Raw genomic sequence first — 18171 nt, 5'->3', positions numbered from 1 at the left:
GGGAGTATAAAATGAATCAAGACTCAGCTCATTCAGAACAAGATGCTCCTGTTGCGGATACGGCAGAAACCAACCAAGTTCAAAAAGATGATCAAGTTAGTGATCAGCAAGAATCAAGCACAAATCAAAGTGACTCCAAACCACCTAAAAATTCAAAAATTAAACTGATTATTGGTGTAATCATTATTGCCCTATTAGGTGTAATTATTTTTGGATTGTGGAAAAGTTATCAGCCAAAGCCTATTGAATTACAAGGTCGTGTTGAAGCCGAAACTATTCACGTAAGTACAAAAGTTCCGAGTCGTATTGAAGAAATTTATGTACAAGAAGGCCAGAAAGTTTCTAAAGGTCAGCCGCTTGTTCGTTTGGTTAGCCCAGAAATAGAAGCTAAAAAACAACAAGCTTTGGCTACTTTACAATCAGCTTTGGCATTTCAATCCACGGTAGATCGCGGTTCTCAACAAGAAAATATCGATACTCTTTATGCCAACTGGCAAAGCACGAAAGCACAAGCAAACCTTGCAAAAACTACTTACCAACGTGGTGAAAATTTATATAGACAAGGTGTGATTTCACGTCAAAGACGAGATGAAATGCTCGCGGCACAAACTTCTGCTCAAGAGTTAAGCGAAGCCTCTTATCAACAATATGCTCGTGCGAAACGTGGCAGTACGAGCCAACAAAAATCGACGGCAGATGCACAGGTTGAAATTGCAAAAGCAGCTGTAGGTGAAGCAAAAGCACTAGAGGAAGAGACACGTTTACTCTCCCCTATTTCAGGTACGGTTTCAAAAACTTATGGTAAACCTTCAGAATTAGTCGCTATGGGTGTACCTGTTGTCAGCATTTTAGAAGATGATGATTTATGGGTAAGTTTAAACGTGGGTGAAAATCAATATGCCTCTGTTTATAAAAATAAAACCCTTGAAGGATTCATTCCAGCACTTAATCAGAATGTGAATTTTAAAATTAAGAATATAGATGCTGAAGGTGAATTTGCCACCATTAAAACGACTCGCCAAACTGGAGGCTATGATATTCGTAGCTTTAAATTACATCTGGTACCTGAGCGTCCAGTGCAAGATTTAAAAGTTGGGATGAGTGTTCTATTTAAAATTAAAGAAGAAAAATAAAGCATGTTTGCCAGTATATTACGTGAACTAAACTATCTAAAAAGCAATAAATGGGATTTGTGTATGGTGACACTCATCCCCGCTTTTATCATTTTTATGTTTAGCAGCATGTTTTACGCAGGTAAAGCTGAACACTTACCGATTGCGATTATTGATCAGGACCAAAGTGAACTCAGCCGTAATATTGAAAAGTATCTTTCATTGAATCATACGGTAGAGATTAAAACAATTACGGCAAGCTCCACTGAAGCGGAACAACTACTCAATGAAACCAAAATATGGGGCTATGTTTTCATTCCAGACGGCGCTGAAAAACGCTTTGTGAAAGCGCAAGATGCTCAAATTAATATTGCATTTAACCAGTCATTTTTTAGTGTCGGGAATACCATTTCCTCCGCAATGTTGGTCAGTACCCTCAATGCTTTAGCAGACTATGCAGGCCAGAGTTATCTAGTCAATAATATTCCCTATTTAGATGTTCCTACCGCTCATGTCAAAATCTCGACGCTTTATAACCCAAGCATGAGCTATGAGTTTTATTTAGAGCCATTTATGGTGCCTGCCGTATTGCATCTGTTGCTATGCTGCTGTGTTGCCTTTGCCATTGGACAAGAACTTAAACGTGGCACATTAACGGTTTGGGTAAACCGAGAAAGTTTTCTTCAAGGCTTATTGGCTAAAAATTTGCTTTATAGTCTTATTTTCTGTTTCTGGACATGGTTATGGATGTTTTGGCTGGTTGAAATCCGTGGTTGGTTCGTAGCAGGTTCTCTTAGTTTATTGCTATGCGCACAGTTTCTACTTTATTTTGCTTACGCTTTGATTAGCAGCACAGTTATTTTAGCAACCAAAAATTTAAGTAAAACTTTTGGCTTTATCGCTGTCTATGGCGGGTCCTCTTTAAGTTTTGCAGGCGTTACTCTTCCTTTGAATAATGCCCCTATTTTCACCAAGTTTTGGTCACTGATTATTCCCTATACCCCTTATGCCAAGCTGCAAACTGAACAATGGGTGATTGGAAGTCCAGTTTTCATTTCAATGATTCCTTTTTTAATACTCATTGGCTACTGCCTTATTTACTTCTTTTTAAGTTCTCTACTGCTTAAAAAATTAATTGGGAGAGCAGTGCAATGAAAGAATTTTTAAAGGCATATTTGCAAACATTTAAAGATATTGTAGGAAACAGTTCAGTTTTCACAACTCTGATTTTATCGGTCATTCTTTATAGTTTTTTTTACCCTACTGCATATAAAGCTGAGCGGGCAGAATCAATTCCAATCGTAATTGTTGATGAAGAACAAAGCCTCTTAACTTCCCAATTAATCGGTCAAAGTGCAAATAGCCCGCATGTTCATATTGTTACCGTTACAAGCAATTTTTTACAAGCGGAACAAATGGTTCGTGAACAAAAAGCCGATGGTATTTTACTTTTACCAAGTAACCTAACGCAAAGCTTACGCCGTGGAGAAACAGGCGGAATTGGCTTATATTTAAGTACAACCAACTTTTTAAAAACTAAAGAAATTGGTTTAGGCTTAGCTACATCCATTGAAGCGACCTTAAAAGAATATGTTGAAAAATTTGGAGAGCGCACACATTTCCAACCCGCGCTTTCTATTCATCAAGTTCCTTTGTTTAACCCCCTTTCAGGCTATGGAAGTTATATTTTCCCGGCTGTTGCATCTTTAATTATTCATCAAACGATTGTGCTAGGTTTAGCAATGTTGATTGCAAGCTACCGTGAGCAACACCAAAAAATTACAGCTGTTCGCTTCGCTGGAATTTTCGCAAGTATATTTACCATTGGTTGTTTAGGGTGTTTTTATCTTTTTGGTTTTACCTTGTGGTTCAATGACTACCCCCATGGTGGAAATTTTATAGGCCTACTCATTGCCGTTCCAATTTTTATTAGTTGTGTGATTGGATTAGGCATGTTGATTGGTTCACTTTTAGACATGCCAGAACGTGCCGGACATATTATTGTGTTTAGTTCTGTACCCCTATTCTTATTAACTGGCGCTGCATGGCCACATCAAGCAATGCCTGAATGGTTACAATGGTTTGCGTGGTGTTTACCATCGACACATGGTGTACAAATGTTTGTACAACTTAACCAGATGGGTGTTCCTTTAGCAACGGTTGTACCAAAACTGATTTTTCTTGCGACAATCGGCCTTATTTTTTTAATCTGGGCATATTCACGTTTAAAAGCCTCCAAGTGAAGAGTCAACTGAACTTGGAGCATAAATTATATTTTTATTTACTATGAAATCTGATAGTTAAAAGTCATTTCTTAAAAACGATTGACCATAAAAATATAAAAAAACCAATAAATTCAAATTATTAATTAGTAACAATTGTCATAAAACCTTAAAAAAACTTTAAGTTGGAATTAAGGAAATTTCTTCATAGTAAAACTGTCTAGTTTTTCAGCAGCCTAAAAGGGTAACTCTGCTACCCTGTTCTATGACGGAATTTGATATGGCAAAGGTATGTTATTGCGCAGATGACTTTGCAATGAATGCAGAGATATCTAATGCAATTATTCAGTTAATTGAAAGAGGAGCTCTTCAAGCGACCTCATGTATGACCCAATCTGAGCTCTGGGAAACTGCTGCTGCCAAACTTAAACCTTTATCGAATCAAATTGACATTGGTTTACACTTAAATTTCACTCATGCGTTTACTTCAGGTAATACGGTTTTTTCCTTACCTGCACTTATGTTTCGCGCATGGTCATCAAATCTTAACCGTGAATTAATTACCCAATGTATTGAAGAACAATGGGATGCATTTGTTTCAGTCATGGGAAAACAACCCGATTTTATTGATGGACACCAACATATTCATCAATTTCCGTTTATACGGGATATTTTGCTGCAACTTTTAAAAGAGAAAAAATTTACTGGTTGGATACGTAATTTACAACATCCAATTTATCTACCCCATTATCGTTTTAAAACTCATATGCTTTCTGCACTTGGATCAAATGCCTTAGCAAAAGCATGCCAAACCTACCAGTTTAGCCAAAATGAATATTTCGCTGGTATCTATGACTTTAAACAAACTGATTATGCCGAACTGAACCAATATTGGCTTGCTCAAGCAAAAGATCACTTACTGATTATGTGTCATCCCTCACTTTCTACACCAAGTGAGCAAGATCCAATCCAGTATGCACGTATCCAAGAATACCAATATTTTTGTTCTGATCAGTTCCCTCTTGATTGCCAGAAAAATGGCATCCAACTTACCAGACTAGGGGCAATGCAATGAGCACAAAACCTTTTTTATCCTGCGTTGTTCCCGCTTATAACGAAGCAGAGAATTTAAAGACATTTATTCCAGCTTTAGCAAACAGCTTAAAGCAACAAAATCTTAGCTATGAAATTATTGTGGTCGATGATGGCAGCAAAGACGATACTATTCCGATCTTGCAAACGATGATCGAAGATTATCCTTTAGTTGTGCTGGAACTATCGCGAAATTTTGGTAAGGAAGCTGCTTTAAGCGCAGGTTTAGACCATGTAAATGGTGAAGTTGCACTGCTCATTGATGCTGACTTTCAACATCCTTTTGAAGCAATTCCGACCATGATTAACCTTTGGAAAAATGGTTATGACATGGTTTATGGCATTCGTAATCGTACCACTGAATCATGGCTAAAACGGACTCTAACCCAAGGTTACTACCGTATTCTAAACTTAAGCTCTCCTATTGATATTCCTGAAAATGCTGGTGATTTCAGACTTCTTGATGCAAAAGTTGTCGAAGCGATTAAACAACTTCCAGAAAAAAATCGTTATATGAAAGGCCTCTATGCATGGGTCGGTTTTAAAAGTATCGGAATCAATTTCTCAGAACAAGATCGTCAACATGGTCGTTCTAGTTTTAACGTGAAAGCATTATTTAATCTAGCAATGTCTGGTTTAACTGGGTTTTCAGATTTACCTTTACGAATTTGTATTTATCTAGGTGCCCTATTGGCTTTAGGCGCTATGAGTTACGGTGTCTGGATCATTATTAAAACCCTGATTGAAGGAATTTCTGTACCTGGTTGGGCAACTCTTGCAGCAGGCATGACGCTATTAGGTGGCATTCAATTGTTATTCATTGGAATTTTAGGTGAATACATTGGCCGAATTTATGCAGAAGTTAAAAATCGACCAAAATATATTGTTTCAACCGAACATTCTCGTATTAAGCAAGAACACCCAATCACTCACTCAGAAAACACGTTCTCTAGTTTCTAATGTTTGCTCATATTTTTCAGCTCGCGCGGTTTACCACGACTGGGGCCGCAGCAGCACTTACGCACTACAGTATTGTCATGCTCTTGTTTAAACGAAACATTGCATTGCAGTATGCCAATTTAGTCGCCTTTTTACTTGCCTATTGGGTGAGCTATTTTGGGCATCGTATTTTTACTTTTAAAGCCCAGCATATTTCTCATCGACAAACATTACCCAAATTTACGTTAGTCGCTGGATTAGGCTTTTTATTTAATGAGAGCTTTCTCTTGCTTTCTAATCTGTATTTCAGCACCCCTATTTCAACTTTGGTTTGTGTAGCTATTGTCCTGACATCAATTGTGACTTTCTTACTTAACCGTTTTTTTGCATTTCAACATTAAGGATTATGTATGCAGCAATGGCTTCGTAGTTCCAAATTCTTATTAATATTTTTACCGATTTGGCTGTTTGTTTTGTCTTGGATAAGACCTCTTTCTGTACCAGATGAAGGACGCTACGGAGACATTAGTCGATCTATGTTTGAGTCGGGAGATTGGTTAATTCCCCGTATCAATAGCTTGCCATTTATGCACAAGCCTCCTCTATTACATTGGTTAAGTTCTATATTTATGGAACTTTTTGGTATGCATATTTGGGTGTTGAGATTAGTTCCAGTGCTAGCAGCTACACTCATGCTCATCAGCCTATTCTTATTCGTTAGAAATCACATTTCAGAACGTGTAGCACAACTTACTGCCATTATTTTAGGCACCAATTTACTATTTTTTGGTAGCAGTGAATATATTAATCATGACTTACTCCTTGCTTCATGGATTACCGTTAGTGTTTTATGTTTTGTTGATTTCACAATTTCAGCACGTAAATCTATTTTATTTTTAGGGTATTTTGCAGGTGCTGCTGCGTTTTTAAGTAAGGGTCTGATTGGGATATTAATTCCCGGCATGATTCTTTTACCATGGTTGCTCTACACCAAACAATGGAAAAAAATCCCTTCATTACTTAACCCTTTGGGGATTTTGCTATTTATATTACTGGTTAGTCCATGGCTATATGCAGTTCAACTTAAATACCCACAATTTTTACATTATTTCTTTATAGACCAGCAATTTAGCCGATTTAGTTCAAAAGAGTTTAATAATAAGCAACCATGGTGTTTCTATCTGCTTATTTTATTTGTCAGTTTTTTACCATGGATTTTTGCAAGTAGATTTCAATCTATTAAAGCCGTATTTCAGAAGTATAAGCAATCCGTTTTACTTACCCTACTTGTATGGTGGTTTATTTCTGTCACAGTTTTCTTCTCTATTCCTCCGTCTAAACTAGCTGGCTATATTTTACCAGCTGTGCCCCCACTGGCTGTTTTCTTGGCTCTTGTTATCAACCAAGTACTTGAAAGTGAATATAAAACCAAATTACAGGTTTGGGGTTTACCTATATTTATTATGCTTGTCGGAATAGGTATTACTGCTACACCGCATTTCATGCGTGCACATCAACCCTTTTTCCAAAACCAAGCCGTATTTATTTATGCTATTGGCACTCTCTTAATTGTGCTTCCGCTGACTTTAATCTGGTTATATAAAAATCAAAAAATAAACTATTTGAACTATATTTTTATCAGTTTAATTGTTTTGTGTAGTTCAGTCCCTTTTGCCGTTCGTATTTTAGATACCAAAAATAATGTAGGACAAACAAGTTTTGCTGAGTACATAACCCCGTCTACAAAAATAGTGTTCTACAATTACTATTTCTATGATGTTCCATTTCTTTTACAGCTAAAACAGCCTGTATATATTGTAAATCAATGGGATACAGTGCATTCAGATAGTGCATCTTTAGAAATTAAAGATGGTTTATTATTTGAACCACAACGCAAAAAATACTTATGGAGTGAGCAACAGCTTCAAGATGCTTTAACGCAAAAGCAAGATTTGATTGTCGTAAGTCAGCCTAATAATTTTGCAACTAAAGATCCATCTGTTAAAACACTACATTATCGAAATTATGATGTGTTTATCTTTCATAAATCAAAATAAACCGCCAATAAAAAAGGAAGCTTACGCTTCCTTTTTTATTTAATTAAGACTTACTCTTCTGACACATCGTCATTCGTAGAAACTGCATCTTCACCATCTACTTCTGAAGTATCCACTTCTCCTTCGAGAAACTCTTCTTCATCTTCAACAGCATCAATAGACACAACGCCCACTAGAGTTTCTTCTTCGCTTAAACGAATCAGACGTACACCTTGTGCGTTACGACCAGTCATTGCAACTTCGGCAGCACGCGTACGAACTAATGTGCCACCATCAGAAATAAGCAACAATTCTTTGCTTTCATCAATAGATACTGCACCCACAAGCTCACCATTACGTTCACTTGTTTTAATCGCAATAACGCCCTTACCACCACGTTTTTTGGTTGGGAAGTCATTTACAGGAGTACGTTTACCATAACCATTGGCACTCGCACACAGCACTTCACCCGTTTCAGGCACAACAACAAGCGATACAATGCGACTTACTACAGTTAAATCTGCTGAATCTTCATTGTCATCAGATTCATCATTTTCAATTTCTGCATCTTCTTCGCTTAAAGTGCTACTTGCAAAGCTAACACGCATACCTCGGACGCCTTTAGCAGTACGACCCATTGAACGCACGTCAGTTTCTGCAAAACGAATTGCCTTACCTTCATTCGAGAACAACATGATTTGCTGATTACCATCAGTAATCGCAACGCCAATCAAGGTATCTTCTTCATTCAGTTCAATTGCACGTAAGCCATTTGAACGAATGTTAGCAAACTGCTCCAAATCAACACGTTTAACCGTACCTGAAGCTGTTGCCATAAATACGTAATGGTTTTCTGGGAACTCTGTTAACGGCAAGATAGCAGTTACAGTTTCGTTCGCATCTAAAGGTAACAAGTTTATAATCGGGCGACCTTTTGCACCACGTGATGCTTGAGGCACTTCAAATACGCGAAGACGATAGACTTTACCTACGTTAGTAAAGCACAGCACAGTCGCATGGTTTGAAGCTACAATGAGATGCTGAATAAAGTCATCACTCTTCATTGAAGTTGCAGACTTACCACGTCCACCACGGCGCTGAGCCTGATAGTCAGAAAGTGGTTGAGTTTTTGCGTAACCGGTTTGTGAAACTGTTAATACGACTTGCTCTTCTGGAATTAAATCTTCACGACTGAAATCAATACGTGATTCAATAATTTCTGTACGACGTCCATCACCGTACTGTTGCAGTACTTGTGCTAATTCTTCACGAATTACAGCCATCAATAAATTAAAATCATTAAGAATTGCTGTAAGTTCAGCAATTTGACCTAAAATTTCAGTATATTCTGCATGTAATTTGTCTTGCTCAAGACCCGTTAAACGATGTAAACGCAATTCTAAAATTGCACCTACTTGCGTTGGTGATAAACGGTAAATGGATTCAGTTAAACCAAATGGACGATCTGGGTTTTCACCTTCGATCTCATCTGGACGAACAGAAATAGCACCAGCATTTTCAAGTAAAGAAACAACACCACCGCCAGCCCACTCACCTGCAAGTAAACGCTCACGCGCTTCAGCTGGGTTAGCAGAAGTTTTAATGGTTTCGATAATTTCATCAATATTGGCTAAGGCTACAGTTAAGCCTTCCAAGATATGACCACGTTCACGTGCTTTACGCAATTCGAACATGGTACGACGTGTCACGACTTCTTGGCGGTGACGAATAAATGCCGCAATAATATCTTTCAGATTCATCAATTTTGGTTGTCCGTTGTCAAGACAAACCATGTTGATGCTGAAAGAGTTTTCAAGCTGTGTATTTAAGAATAAGTTATTTACAATGACTTCTGCATTTTCACCACGTTTCAAGTCAATCGCAATACGCATACCGTCTTTGTCAGACTCATCACGAAGCTCTGAAATACCTTCAAGTTTTTTCTCTTTAACTAACTCGGCAATACGTTCAATAACTCTTGCCTTGTTGACTTGATATGGAATTTCAGTAAAGACGATCGTTATACGGCCTGTCTTTTCATCTTCTTCGAAATGGTATTTACCACGAATGTGTAGTCGGCCTTTACCTGTACGGTAAGCATCAACAATACCTGATTTACCATAAATAATACCGCCTGTAGGGAAATCAGGACCAGTAATATATTCCATCAATCCTTCAATCGAGATATTCGGATTGTCGGCATAGGCTAAACATGCATTCACAACTTCTGTCATGTTGTGTGGCGCCATGTTGGTTGCCATACCTACAGCAATACCAGCAGCACCATTAATTAACAAGTTAGGAACACGTGTTGGAAGCACCTGAGGAATACGCTCAGATCCGTCGTAGTTATCTTCCCAATCAACTGTGTCTTTTTCTAGATCTGCAAGAAGTTCGTGCGCTAACTTAGTCATACGGACTTCGGTATAACGCATTGCAGCTGCGCTATCACCATCAATCGAACCGAAGTTACCCTGACCATCTACCAATAAATAACGTAAACTAAAGTCCTGAGCCATACGTACAATGGTTTCATAAACAGCTGAGTCACCATGAGGGTGATATTTACCGATTACGTCCCCAACAACACGTGCAGATTTCTTGTAGGCTTTGTTATAGTCATTGCCCAATTCGTGCATGGCAAATAGCACACGACGGTGAACAGGTTTCAGACCGTCTCTCACATCCGGCAATGCACGAGATACGATTACACTCATCGCGTAATCTAAATATGAATGCTTGAGTTCATCCTCAATGGCAATCGGTCGGATTTCCGATACGCTCATGCATACTCCTTCTTGCAGATAGAAATTTCCATCTGCTTATATGTCTTGATCTTGCAAAAAATTTAGTTCCGAAAACTGAACTAAAATCGAAAAAAATATAGCTGTATAGTATAGCACAAAAGCGCTTTGGAATGTACGGAATCTACATGGTCAATCTGGTGATATTTGTATAATTTAATTGCATATTATTCTTATCATATCGCTGTAATGAGCATAGGTTCACCATATTAAAACTATGTGATTTTTATTCTATAAAAATCAAACCCAAAATGAGACAGCAAATCTAATTTAGCCTTTAACTTATTCATTCCTACAATAAAAAAACCCTTAGTAAAAACTAAGGGTTCTTCGACTTTAACCAGTAAAGATTAAAGTTTAGATACCAACTCTGGTACTACAGTGTTCAAATCACCAACTAACCAGTAGTCAGCAACACTGTTGATTGGCGCTTCTTCGTCTTTGTTGATTGCAACAATAACTTTAGAATCTTTCATACCAGCTAAATGCTGGATCGCACCAGAAATACCTACAGCAACATAAAGGTCAGGTGCAACGATCTTACCAGTTTGCCCCACTTGGAAGTCGTTCGGTACGAAGCCCGCATCAACTGCTGCACGTGAAGCACCTTGTGCTGCACCAAGCTTGTCAGCTAATGGATCAAGTACTTTATGGTAGTTCTCACCAGAACCAACACCACGACCACCAGAAACAACAATGCGAGCAGCTGTTAATTCAGGACGGTCAAGTTTTACGATTTCTTCAGATACAAAGTTAGAAATACCTGCATCTTTCGCTTCACTTACTGCTTCAACCGCAGCAGAGCCACCTTCAGCAGCTACTGGATCAAATGCTGTACCACGAACTGTACCTACAATGATTGCTTCGTCAGATTGAACAGTCGCAATCGCGTTACCTGCATAAATCGGACGCTTGAATGTATTCGCAGATTCAACAGAAATAATGTCTGTGATCATGCTTACATCAAGAAGAGCAGCAACACGTGGAAGAATGTTCTTACCAGTCGTTGTAGAAGCAGCTAATACGTATTTGTAACCTTTAGCCAAATCAGCAACTAAAGCAGCTACGTTTTCAGCTAACTGGTTTGCATAAGCAGCATTGTCAGCAAGTAAAACCTTGCTTACACCAGCAACTTTAGCAGCAGCATCAGCAACTGCCTGAGCACCAGAACCAGCAACTAATACAGTAATATCACCACCGATTTTTTGTGCTGCAGCAACAACGTTTAAAGTAGCACCGTTAAGTACTTGGTTGTTGTGATCAGCGATAACTAAAATACTCATGATTTTATCCTTCCGTATTAGATCACTTTCGCTTCATTTTTCAATTTTTCAACAAGCTCATCTACAGATTTCACTTGTACGCCAGCTTTACGTTCTGCTGGAGCTTCAACTTTAACAGTTTTAAGCTTAGTACCAGCTGTAACGCCATAATCAGCAGGAGATTTAGTATCAAGTGGCTTCTTACGAGCTTTCATGATGTTAGGCAATGCTGCATAACGTGGCTCATTCAAACGCAAGTCAGTTGTAATGATTGCAGGAAGTGCCAGTTCAACAGTTTGTAAACCGCCGTCAACTTCACGAGTTACTTGTACTTTGCCGCCATCAACTTTCACTTCAGAAGCGAATGTACCTTGGCCCGCACCTAATAATGCGCCAAGCATTTGACCGACTTGGTTAGAGTCATCATCAATTGCTTGTTTACCAAGAAGGATAAGTTCTGGTTTTTCAGCGTCAACGATACCTTTTAAAATTTTAGCAACTTCTAAAGCGCCAATTTCATCAGTAGTTTCAACCAAAATACCGCGGTCTGCTCCCAGAGCCATTGCAGAACGGATTTGTTCCTGAGCTTCTTTAGGACCCACAGAAACAACAACGATTTCTGATACTGTTCCTTTTTCTTTTAAGCGAACCGCTTCTTCCACTGCGATTTCACAAAATGGGTTAATTGACATTTTAACGTTAGTTAGGTCAACCCCACTATTGTCCGGCTTAACACGAACTTTGACGTTGGCATCAACCACGCGTTTTACAGCAACAAGAGCCTTCATGTAATCCTCGGCTGTTCTAGCAAAAGTAAATGTTGAGAAAAGTATATTAACTCTTCAATTAAAATTTTTTAGGTACCCTATCTTGCAATGTGTTTGGCATTTCGGTCAAGTCACAATTTTCCAGAACTGCACAAAAAAGATGAAACCATCAGTTCATAAAAAAAATATTATGCCTTATTAGCTGCTATTTTGTTCTTTTTACACTCTATTTTATATATTGATTTTTATTATCTTTTTATCTTATTTAGCTTATTAGTCAGAAACATAAGATCGCCTTAAAATAATCTAAATTAGATGTTTTTGAGTCAGGGGTACCGACAAAATATCCAAAGATCAAAATGGTCAATTTGACTATTTCCGCTATTTCTCTTAAACAAATTTCTAAAAAAATACAAATGATGTCTACATTCGTATAAGACTTGCCATTTTAATCAACTTTATTATTAAGGCAGTTTTTAAATCTATTCATTCTTTTGCGCTCTCGGATGAGCTCGATCATAGACTTGAGCTAAATGATCAAAATCGATATGCGTATAAATTTGTGTCGTAGATAAATTACTATGGCCTAACATTTCTTGTACTGATCGCAAATCACCACTACTTGATAACATATGACTAGCAAAACAATGCCTTAATAAATGAGGATGTAAATCTACATTCACACCCGCTCTTTGCGCTTGAAGCTTTACACGCTTTTCGATTTGCCGTGGGGTTAACACACCACCTCTTTGAGAAATAAAAACAAAAGCATTCTGATCAAAATGCCCTTTCCATATTTTGTAAATTTTCAGCCAATTCAATAGGCTTTCTTTCGCCTTTTTTCCAAATGGTACAATACGGGTTTTATTCCCTTTACCTGTAATACGTACCAATTGACGGTTAAAATCTATATCTTTAATTGTTAAGCCTTGCAGTTCAGCCAAACGCAAACCACTTGAGTAAAGTAACTCGAGCATGGCTTTATCTCTTAACCATAATTGCTGATCAATTGGTTTTTCAGGCATAGGTTGATCTAAAATTTGATTAACCATTTCTATGTCGATCATACCCGGTAAGGGTCTAGGCTGACGTTTTAACTTAAAGTCATCAGTAGGGTTAATTTCTAGATATTTTCCTTGTTCAGCCCATTTCATAAACTGGCGAATTGAGGTGAGATGACGCTGCATACTGCTTGAACTTAACTGGTCCTGCTCAACACGCTGGGCCAAATATTCACGTAAATCTGAAGCTTCAATATTTCTTAAATCTAGTCGTTTGTGTTCACAGAACTCAAGAAAACTTTTAACATCCCTTTCATAAGCCGTAATCGTGTGCTCAGACTGGTTCTGAATTTTTCTTTCTTTTAACCACATTGAGAGCAGCTGTAATGCAAAATCCAAATTGCTCTCCATTTATTTGCTCATTTTATTTTTTCAGTGTATCAAAAAGTTGTTGTTCAGGAAATTTAAGATCACACAGCATAACAACTCTCTACCTTATATATTAAACTTCATCTTAAGTACTCGTCGGAACCCTGCTGTCATGACCACCCTACTCATTCCTTACTTAATTGCGATTACATTACTTACGCTTACACCTGGTCTCGATACGACTTTAATTATTCGTACTGCTACTCTTGAAGGTAAATCGAAAGCATTTCAAGCAGCAGTGGGTATCAGCCTTGGCTGTATTGCATGGGGAATTGTGGTTGCTTGTGGTCTGGGTGCTTTGCTCATGGCTTCTGATTTAGCTTTTAATATTCTGAAATGGATGGGGGCTGCTTACCTTACATGGTTGGGTTTAAATATGATTTTAAAACCGCGTAGCCAACTTTCAGACATGCAAGGAAGTAATTCAAATATGGCTATTTCACAGAATTGGTTTATTAAAGGTTTTTTGGGTAACTTACTCAATCCCAAAGTTGGAATTTTTTATATTTCATTTCTTCCACAATTTATTCCACCACAAGCATCTGCTATCACTTGGGTTATGGGGCTTGTGATGATTCATGTGGTGATTGGAATCTTATGGTCAATTTTATTAATTTTAGCCATGCAGCCACTGTCACGTTATCTGAAGCAACCTAAGTTTGTGAAATATATGGACCGGATTACAGGCAGTATTTTTGTGTTGTTTGCTTTAAAACTGGCTTTGAGTAAAAGGTAAATTTTTAAAAGCGTGCTATATGTCAGCACGCTTTTTATACCTTAAAGAATTACTTCAACTTTTTAAATAGTCTTTTATTTGCACTACAACTTCATCGGCATGTTTTTCTGCCAACTGATGATCACCATCCTTCACAACATATAACGTCGAATTCTCAAATTTTTGATTTAAATATTGACCCACCTGAACGGGACTCACCGGATCGTTATCACCCCAGATTAATAAAGTTTCAACGTTTATATCTGATAAGAACTCTTCATAGTTGGCATTGGTAGTAATAAACCAATCTGGATATTTTAAAAATGCTTGCTGGTATGCTTCACGCCAGTCTTGCACATTAAATCGTTCAAGGTTAATTCCACCAGAAGTTGCAATCAAGACCAGCCCTTTCACCAATTGAGGTTTTTGCAACGCTGCTGCAACAGCAAAAATCCCACCCATAGATTGAGCAACAATTACAGATTCTTCATTAATTTGATCAACCACATACTTTTTTAGGTCTTCAAAGTTTTTGATCTCAAGGGATTCTGGTATATCCCCAAAACCCGGGTAACCAATAATTTTTGTCTGGTAATGCTGAGGTAATTTTTCAATCAAGGGATGCCAAAATGTCGTACTGCCTGATGCGCCCGGTAAGAAAATTAAATTCATGTCATACTTCTTCTAATCGTGTTAATAGCGGCTCTAGCAATTCTTTCCCTCTTAACTGCTGTAACCATATTTGTGGAATCCCTTCATATCCAAACACAATTCCTGCCAATCCTCCTGCAACACAAGCAGTTGTATCAGTATCTTGTCCTAAGGCAATAGCCGTTTTAATGACATCTTCATAATTACCTTGCTGCAGAGCAAAACGAGCTGAATGTAAACAATCCACTACGTAACCACTGCCCGATATTTTTTTCTCATGAGTTGAATCAATAATATGATTAAGTTCTTGCTGTTCATTAACACTATTTTTATAAAGTTGCATCAGTATGGAAATACTAGATTTCCAAGCATCATTAACTGATTGTCCTTTCAATAAATATTTTGCCCATAAGCAATATAAAGCACAGCAAATTTTTGATCGAAGATGAGCATGCGTTAAATGAGACTGCTGATAGGCTAACTCAACTAATTGCTAATCAGATCCCCTATGCCATAATGCCACAGGTAATGTACGCATCAACGCTCCATTACCATTCGAATGTTCATCTGTATTAGCCATCTCTTCTACAGATACTCCAGCTTCATAACGTTGTAACGCCTGAGCAGTTTGCACTCCAATATCAAACACTTGATAATCAACCGCCATATAACCATAACGGTACCAATTGCGAAGACGGTTAGCAAAATCGATATTATCGAGTTTCTGACAATGCAATAGGGATGCTAATAAACATAGAGCCTGAGCTCCATCATCTGACCATGTTCCAATTGGAATATCAGGATAAGTTCGCCTAAAATCTTTAGGTGGAATCATATCAATATGTGAGTAAAGTGGAAGCTGCAAAGCTGAATGAAATTCATATGGCACACCGACTGCATCACCAATCAGCAAACCATAAATTGCTCCTCTAATTCTATTTTGCATTTTTCTCTCAATATTTATTCTTGTAAAAATAATAAAGGGAAAAGACCTTATTTAAGGCCTTTTCCCTAAGAAAAATCTTACTTAGCCTTGAAAATAACGTAAATCCAAACGCCCATCATATACATGTGTTGTTGGACCCGTCATCCAGACTACATCACCTTCTTGCCATTCGATTTGTAGCTTACCACCAGCAAGTTCAACTTCAACTGAATTACCCAGTAAGCCACGGCGCATACCACTTACCGCAGCAGCACAAGCTCCTGTACCACACGCAAGGGTTTCACCTACACCACGTTCAAATACACGTAACCGTACATGCTTTTCATCAATGATTTGCATAAAGCCAGCATTCACACGCTCAGGGAAACGTTTATGCGATTCAACTTGTGGACCAATACCAGCAACATCCGCAGTTAATACATCAGGAACAATAGTGACAGCATGAGGGTTGCCCATATTGACCACATCAATACTAATGTTTTGGTCATTGGCTAACTCAAGTGTATATAAAGCTTCTGGTTGTTCAGCAATGAACGGAATTTCATTCGGCAAGAATTTCGGGTAGCCCATATTCACGCGAACCCAACCATTTTGCCCCAGTTCAGGTTTTACAATCCCTGCTTTAGTTTGGACGGTAATACTTGTTTTCGTTGTTAAATGACGCTCATGTACAAAACGAGCAAAACAGCGCACGCCATTACCACATTGTTCAACTTCAGAACCATCTGCATTAAAAATACGATATTTAAAATCTGCTTCCGGTAAATCAGGTGGTTCAACAATTAAAAGTTGATCAAAACCAATACCGAAATGACGATCGGCTAAACGTTGAATTGTTTCTGTATCTAAATAGGCACGTTGGCTGATTAGATCAACCACCATAAAGTCATTGCCTAAGCCATGCATTTTAGTAAATTCTAACAACATTTCATTTACTCCTCAGGCAATAAACTTTCTTTTTCCCAAAGGGATTCAACTGTTTCACGTTCACGAATCAAATGAGCTTTGTCGCCAGACACCATCACTTCTGCAGCACGTCCACGTGTATTGTAATTTGAACTCATTACAAAACCATAAGCACCAGCACCGAGAACAGCTAACAAGTCATTTTCTTTTAAAGCCAATGAGCGATCTTTACCAATGAAGTCACCTGTCTCACAGATTGCACCTACGAGATCCCAAGTTTTTTCTTCAATATCTGAACTTGGTACCACAGGTTGGATATCCATCCATGCTTCATATAATGCAGGGCGAATTAAATCGTTCATTGCAGCATCAATAATGGCGAAGTTACGATGAGTCGTTGGCTTGAGCAAATCAACTTTGGTTAAAAGCACACCTGCATTTGCACTAATGCTACGGCCCGGTTCCATATAAACTTTAAGACCTAACTTTTCTAAAGCAGGTTTCATTGAGTTTGCATATTCTTCAACACTTGGCGGTGTTTCATCTTTATAACAAACACCTAAACCACCACCAATATCAATATGTTTAAGATTGATGCCAAGTTTTTTTAGTTCCTCAATCATCAACATGACACGATCTAAAGCATCAACGAATGGTTTAGTCTCGGTTAATTGCGAACCAATGTGGCAGTCAATTCCAATAATCTCAAGGTTTGGTAAAGATGCAGCATATTGATAGGTTTCATAAACGGTATCACTTGGAATACCAAATTTATTTTCTTTTAAACCTGTTGAAATATAAGGATGCGTTTTTGCATCTACGTCTGGATTTACACGTAAAGAAATCGGCGCTTTTTTGCCTAGACGAGCTGCAACTTTTTGAAGACGGTCTAGTTCTGCATAAGACTCTACATTAAAGCAAGCAATGCCTACATTTAAAGATGTTTCGATATCGGCTTCGGTTTTACCTAAACCCGAAAAAACAACTTTAGATGCATCTCCACCCGCTTTTAAAACACGTGCAAGCTCACCACCCGATACGATATCAAAACCAGCACCAAGTTTTGCCAATACATTAAGAACAGCTAAATTTGAGTTAGATTTCACCGCAAAACAGATTTGATGATCAATAAAATCAAAAGCACGGTCCATATCTAAGTAATGTTTTTCAAAAGCTGCTTTTGAATAAACATACAAGGGTGTGCCAAATTGCTGCGCAAGCTGCTCCATAGAACATTGCTCTGCGTGCAATACTCCATTAATGCGAGTGAAACTCATGAATGTGTCCTT

At 38.1% G+C, this 18171-nt stretch carries 15 protein-coding genes and 1 pseudogene; 8 read left to right on the top strand and 8 right to left on the bottom strand.

All coding sequences use genetic code 11. From position 1 onward, the window contains the following. Positions 1-11: 11 nt before the first annotated feature. The 7 genes from MMY79_RS04425 to MMY79_RS04395 all read left to right on the top strand — a co-directional run bounded on the left by MMY79_RS04425 (position 12) and on the right by MMY79_RS04395 (position 7422). Positions 12-1133, top strand: coding sequence for an efflux RND transporter periplasmic adaptor subunit (locus MMY79_RS04425; RefSeq protein WP_252612271.1), 1122 nt, complete (start codon positions 12-14; stop codon positions 1131-1133). 3 nt (positions 1134-1136) lie between these two features. Further along, positions 1137-2267, top strand: a complete 1131-nt coding sequence (locus tag MMY79_RS04420; protein ID WP_252612269.1) for an ABC transporter permease — start codon at positions 1137-1139, stop codon at positions 2265-2267. Next, a complete protein-coding gene (locus MMY79_RS04415) occupies positions 2264-3355 on the top strand; it encodes an ABC transporter permease (RefSeq protein WP_252612267.1) in 1092 nt (363 codons plus the stop codon). The genes MMY79_RS04420 and MMY79_RS04415 overlap by 4 nt, the downstream gene beginning before the upstream one ends. 259 nt (positions 3356-3614) lie before the next feature. Further along, positions 3615-4409 (top strand): ChbG/HpnK family deacetylase, encoded by a 795-nt coding sequence (locus MMY79_RS04410; RefSeq protein WP_252612265.1) that lies wholly within the window; start codon positions 3615-3617, stop codon positions 4407-4409. Further along, positions 4406-5386 (top strand): glycosyltransferase family 2 protein, encoded by a 981-nt coding sequence (locus tag MMY79_RS04405; RefSeq protein WP_252612263.1) that lies wholly within the window; start codon positions 4406-4408, stop codon positions 5384-5386. Before MMY79_RS04410 ends, MMY79_RS04405 begins: the two co-directional genes overlap by 4 nt. Then, a complete protein-coding gene (locus tag MMY79_RS04400; protein WP_004790598.1) occupies positions 5386-5766 on the top strand; it encodes a GtrA family protein in 381 nt (126 codons plus the stop codon). The genes MMY79_RS04405 and MMY79_RS04400 overlap by 1 nt, the downstream gene beginning before the upstream one ends. Positions 5767-5775: 9 nt before the next feature. Continuing rightward, positions 5776-7422, top strand: a complete 1647-nt coding sequence (locus tag MMY79_RS04395) for a glycosyltransferase family 39 protein (protein WP_252612261.1) — start codon at positions 5776-5778, stop codon at positions 7420-7422. Between the two features lie 50 nt (positions 7423-7472). Here the strand turns inward: MMY79_RS04395 and gyrA are convergent, their stop codons facing one another. The 4 genes from gyrA to xerA all read right to left on the bottom strand — a co-directional run bounded on the left by gyrA (position 7473) and on the right by xerA (position 13607). Then, positions 7473-10187: a DNA gyrase subunit A gene (gene gyrA / locus MMY79_RS04390; RefSeq protein WP_252612259.1), complete on the bottom strand. Its 2715-nt coding sequence runs from the start codon at positions 10185-10187 to the stop codon at positions 7473-7475. A gap of 368 nt (positions 10188-10555) precedes the next feature. After that, a complete protein-coding gene (locus MMY79_RS04385) occupies positions 10556-11488 on the bottom strand; it encodes an FAD-binding protein (protein ID WP_016137313.1) in 933 nt (310 codons plus the stop codon). A gap of 17 nt (positions 11489-11505) precedes the next feature. Then, on the bottom strand, positions 11506-12255 hold the full coding sequence (locus MMY79_RS04380; RefSeq protein ID WP_004643793.1) for an electron transfer flavoprotein subunit beta/FixA family protein: 750 nt from the start codon (positions 12253-12255) through the stop codon (positions 11506-11508). A 461-nt stretch (positions 12256-12716) separates the two neighbouring features. Beyond that, positions 12717-13607 (bottom strand): site-specific tyrosine recombinase/integron integrase, encoded by an 891-nt coding sequence (xerA, locus tag MMY79_RS04375; protein WP_252613435.1) that lies wholly within the window; start codon positions 13605-13607, stop codon positions 12717-12719. Between the two features lie 169 nt (positions 13608-13776). On the opposite strand from xerA, the gene MMY79_RS04370 reads away from it, so the two are divergent. Continuing rightward, positions 13777-14400 (top strand): LysE family translocator, encoded by a 624-nt coding sequence (locus MMY79_RS04370; RefSeq protein WP_252612257.1) that lies wholly within the window; start codon positions 13777-13779, stop codon positions 14398-14400. A 54-nt stretch (positions 14401-14454) separates the two neighbouring features. Here MMY79_RS04370 and MMY79_RS04365 read toward each other — a convergent pair whose 3' ends face one another. The 4 genes and pseudogenes from MMY79_RS04365 to lysA form a co-directional block, all read right to left on the bottom strand. Next, the gene (locus MMY79_RS04365) at positions 14455-15051 is read right to left on the bottom strand and encodes an alpha/beta fold hydrolase (protein ID WP_252612256.1); all 597 of its coding nucleotides are present in this window, start codon (positions 15049-15051) and stop codon (positions 14455-14457) included. 1 nt (position 15052) lies between these two features. After that, positions 15053-15976: pseudogene (locus MMY79_RS04360) on the bottom strand (ADP-ribosylglycohydrolase family protein). Positions 15977-16057: 81 nt separating this feature from the next. Then, complete coding sequence (gene dapF, locus MMY79_RS04355) at positions 16058-16903, bottom strand: diaminopimelate epimerase (RefSeq protein WP_005307649.1); 846 nt, start codon at positions 16901-16903, stop codon at positions 16058-16060. Between the two features lie 5 nt (positions 16904-16908). Then, entirely contained in the window at positions 16909-18159 is a 1251-nt protein-coding gene (gene lysA, locus MMY79_RS04350; protein ID WP_252612255.1) for a diaminopimelate decarboxylase, read from the bottom strand. Positions 18160-18171 lie beyond the last annotated feature (12 nt).

Origin of the sequence: Acinetobacter sp. XS-4, assembly GCF_023920705.1 — a bacterium.
Lineage (GTDB): Bacteria > Pseudomonadota > Gammaproteobacteria > Pseudomonadales > Moraxellaceae > Acinetobacter.
The sequence above is the reverse complement of the archived record's forward strand: the minus strand, read 5'-3'. Positions and strand labels throughout refer to the sequence as shown.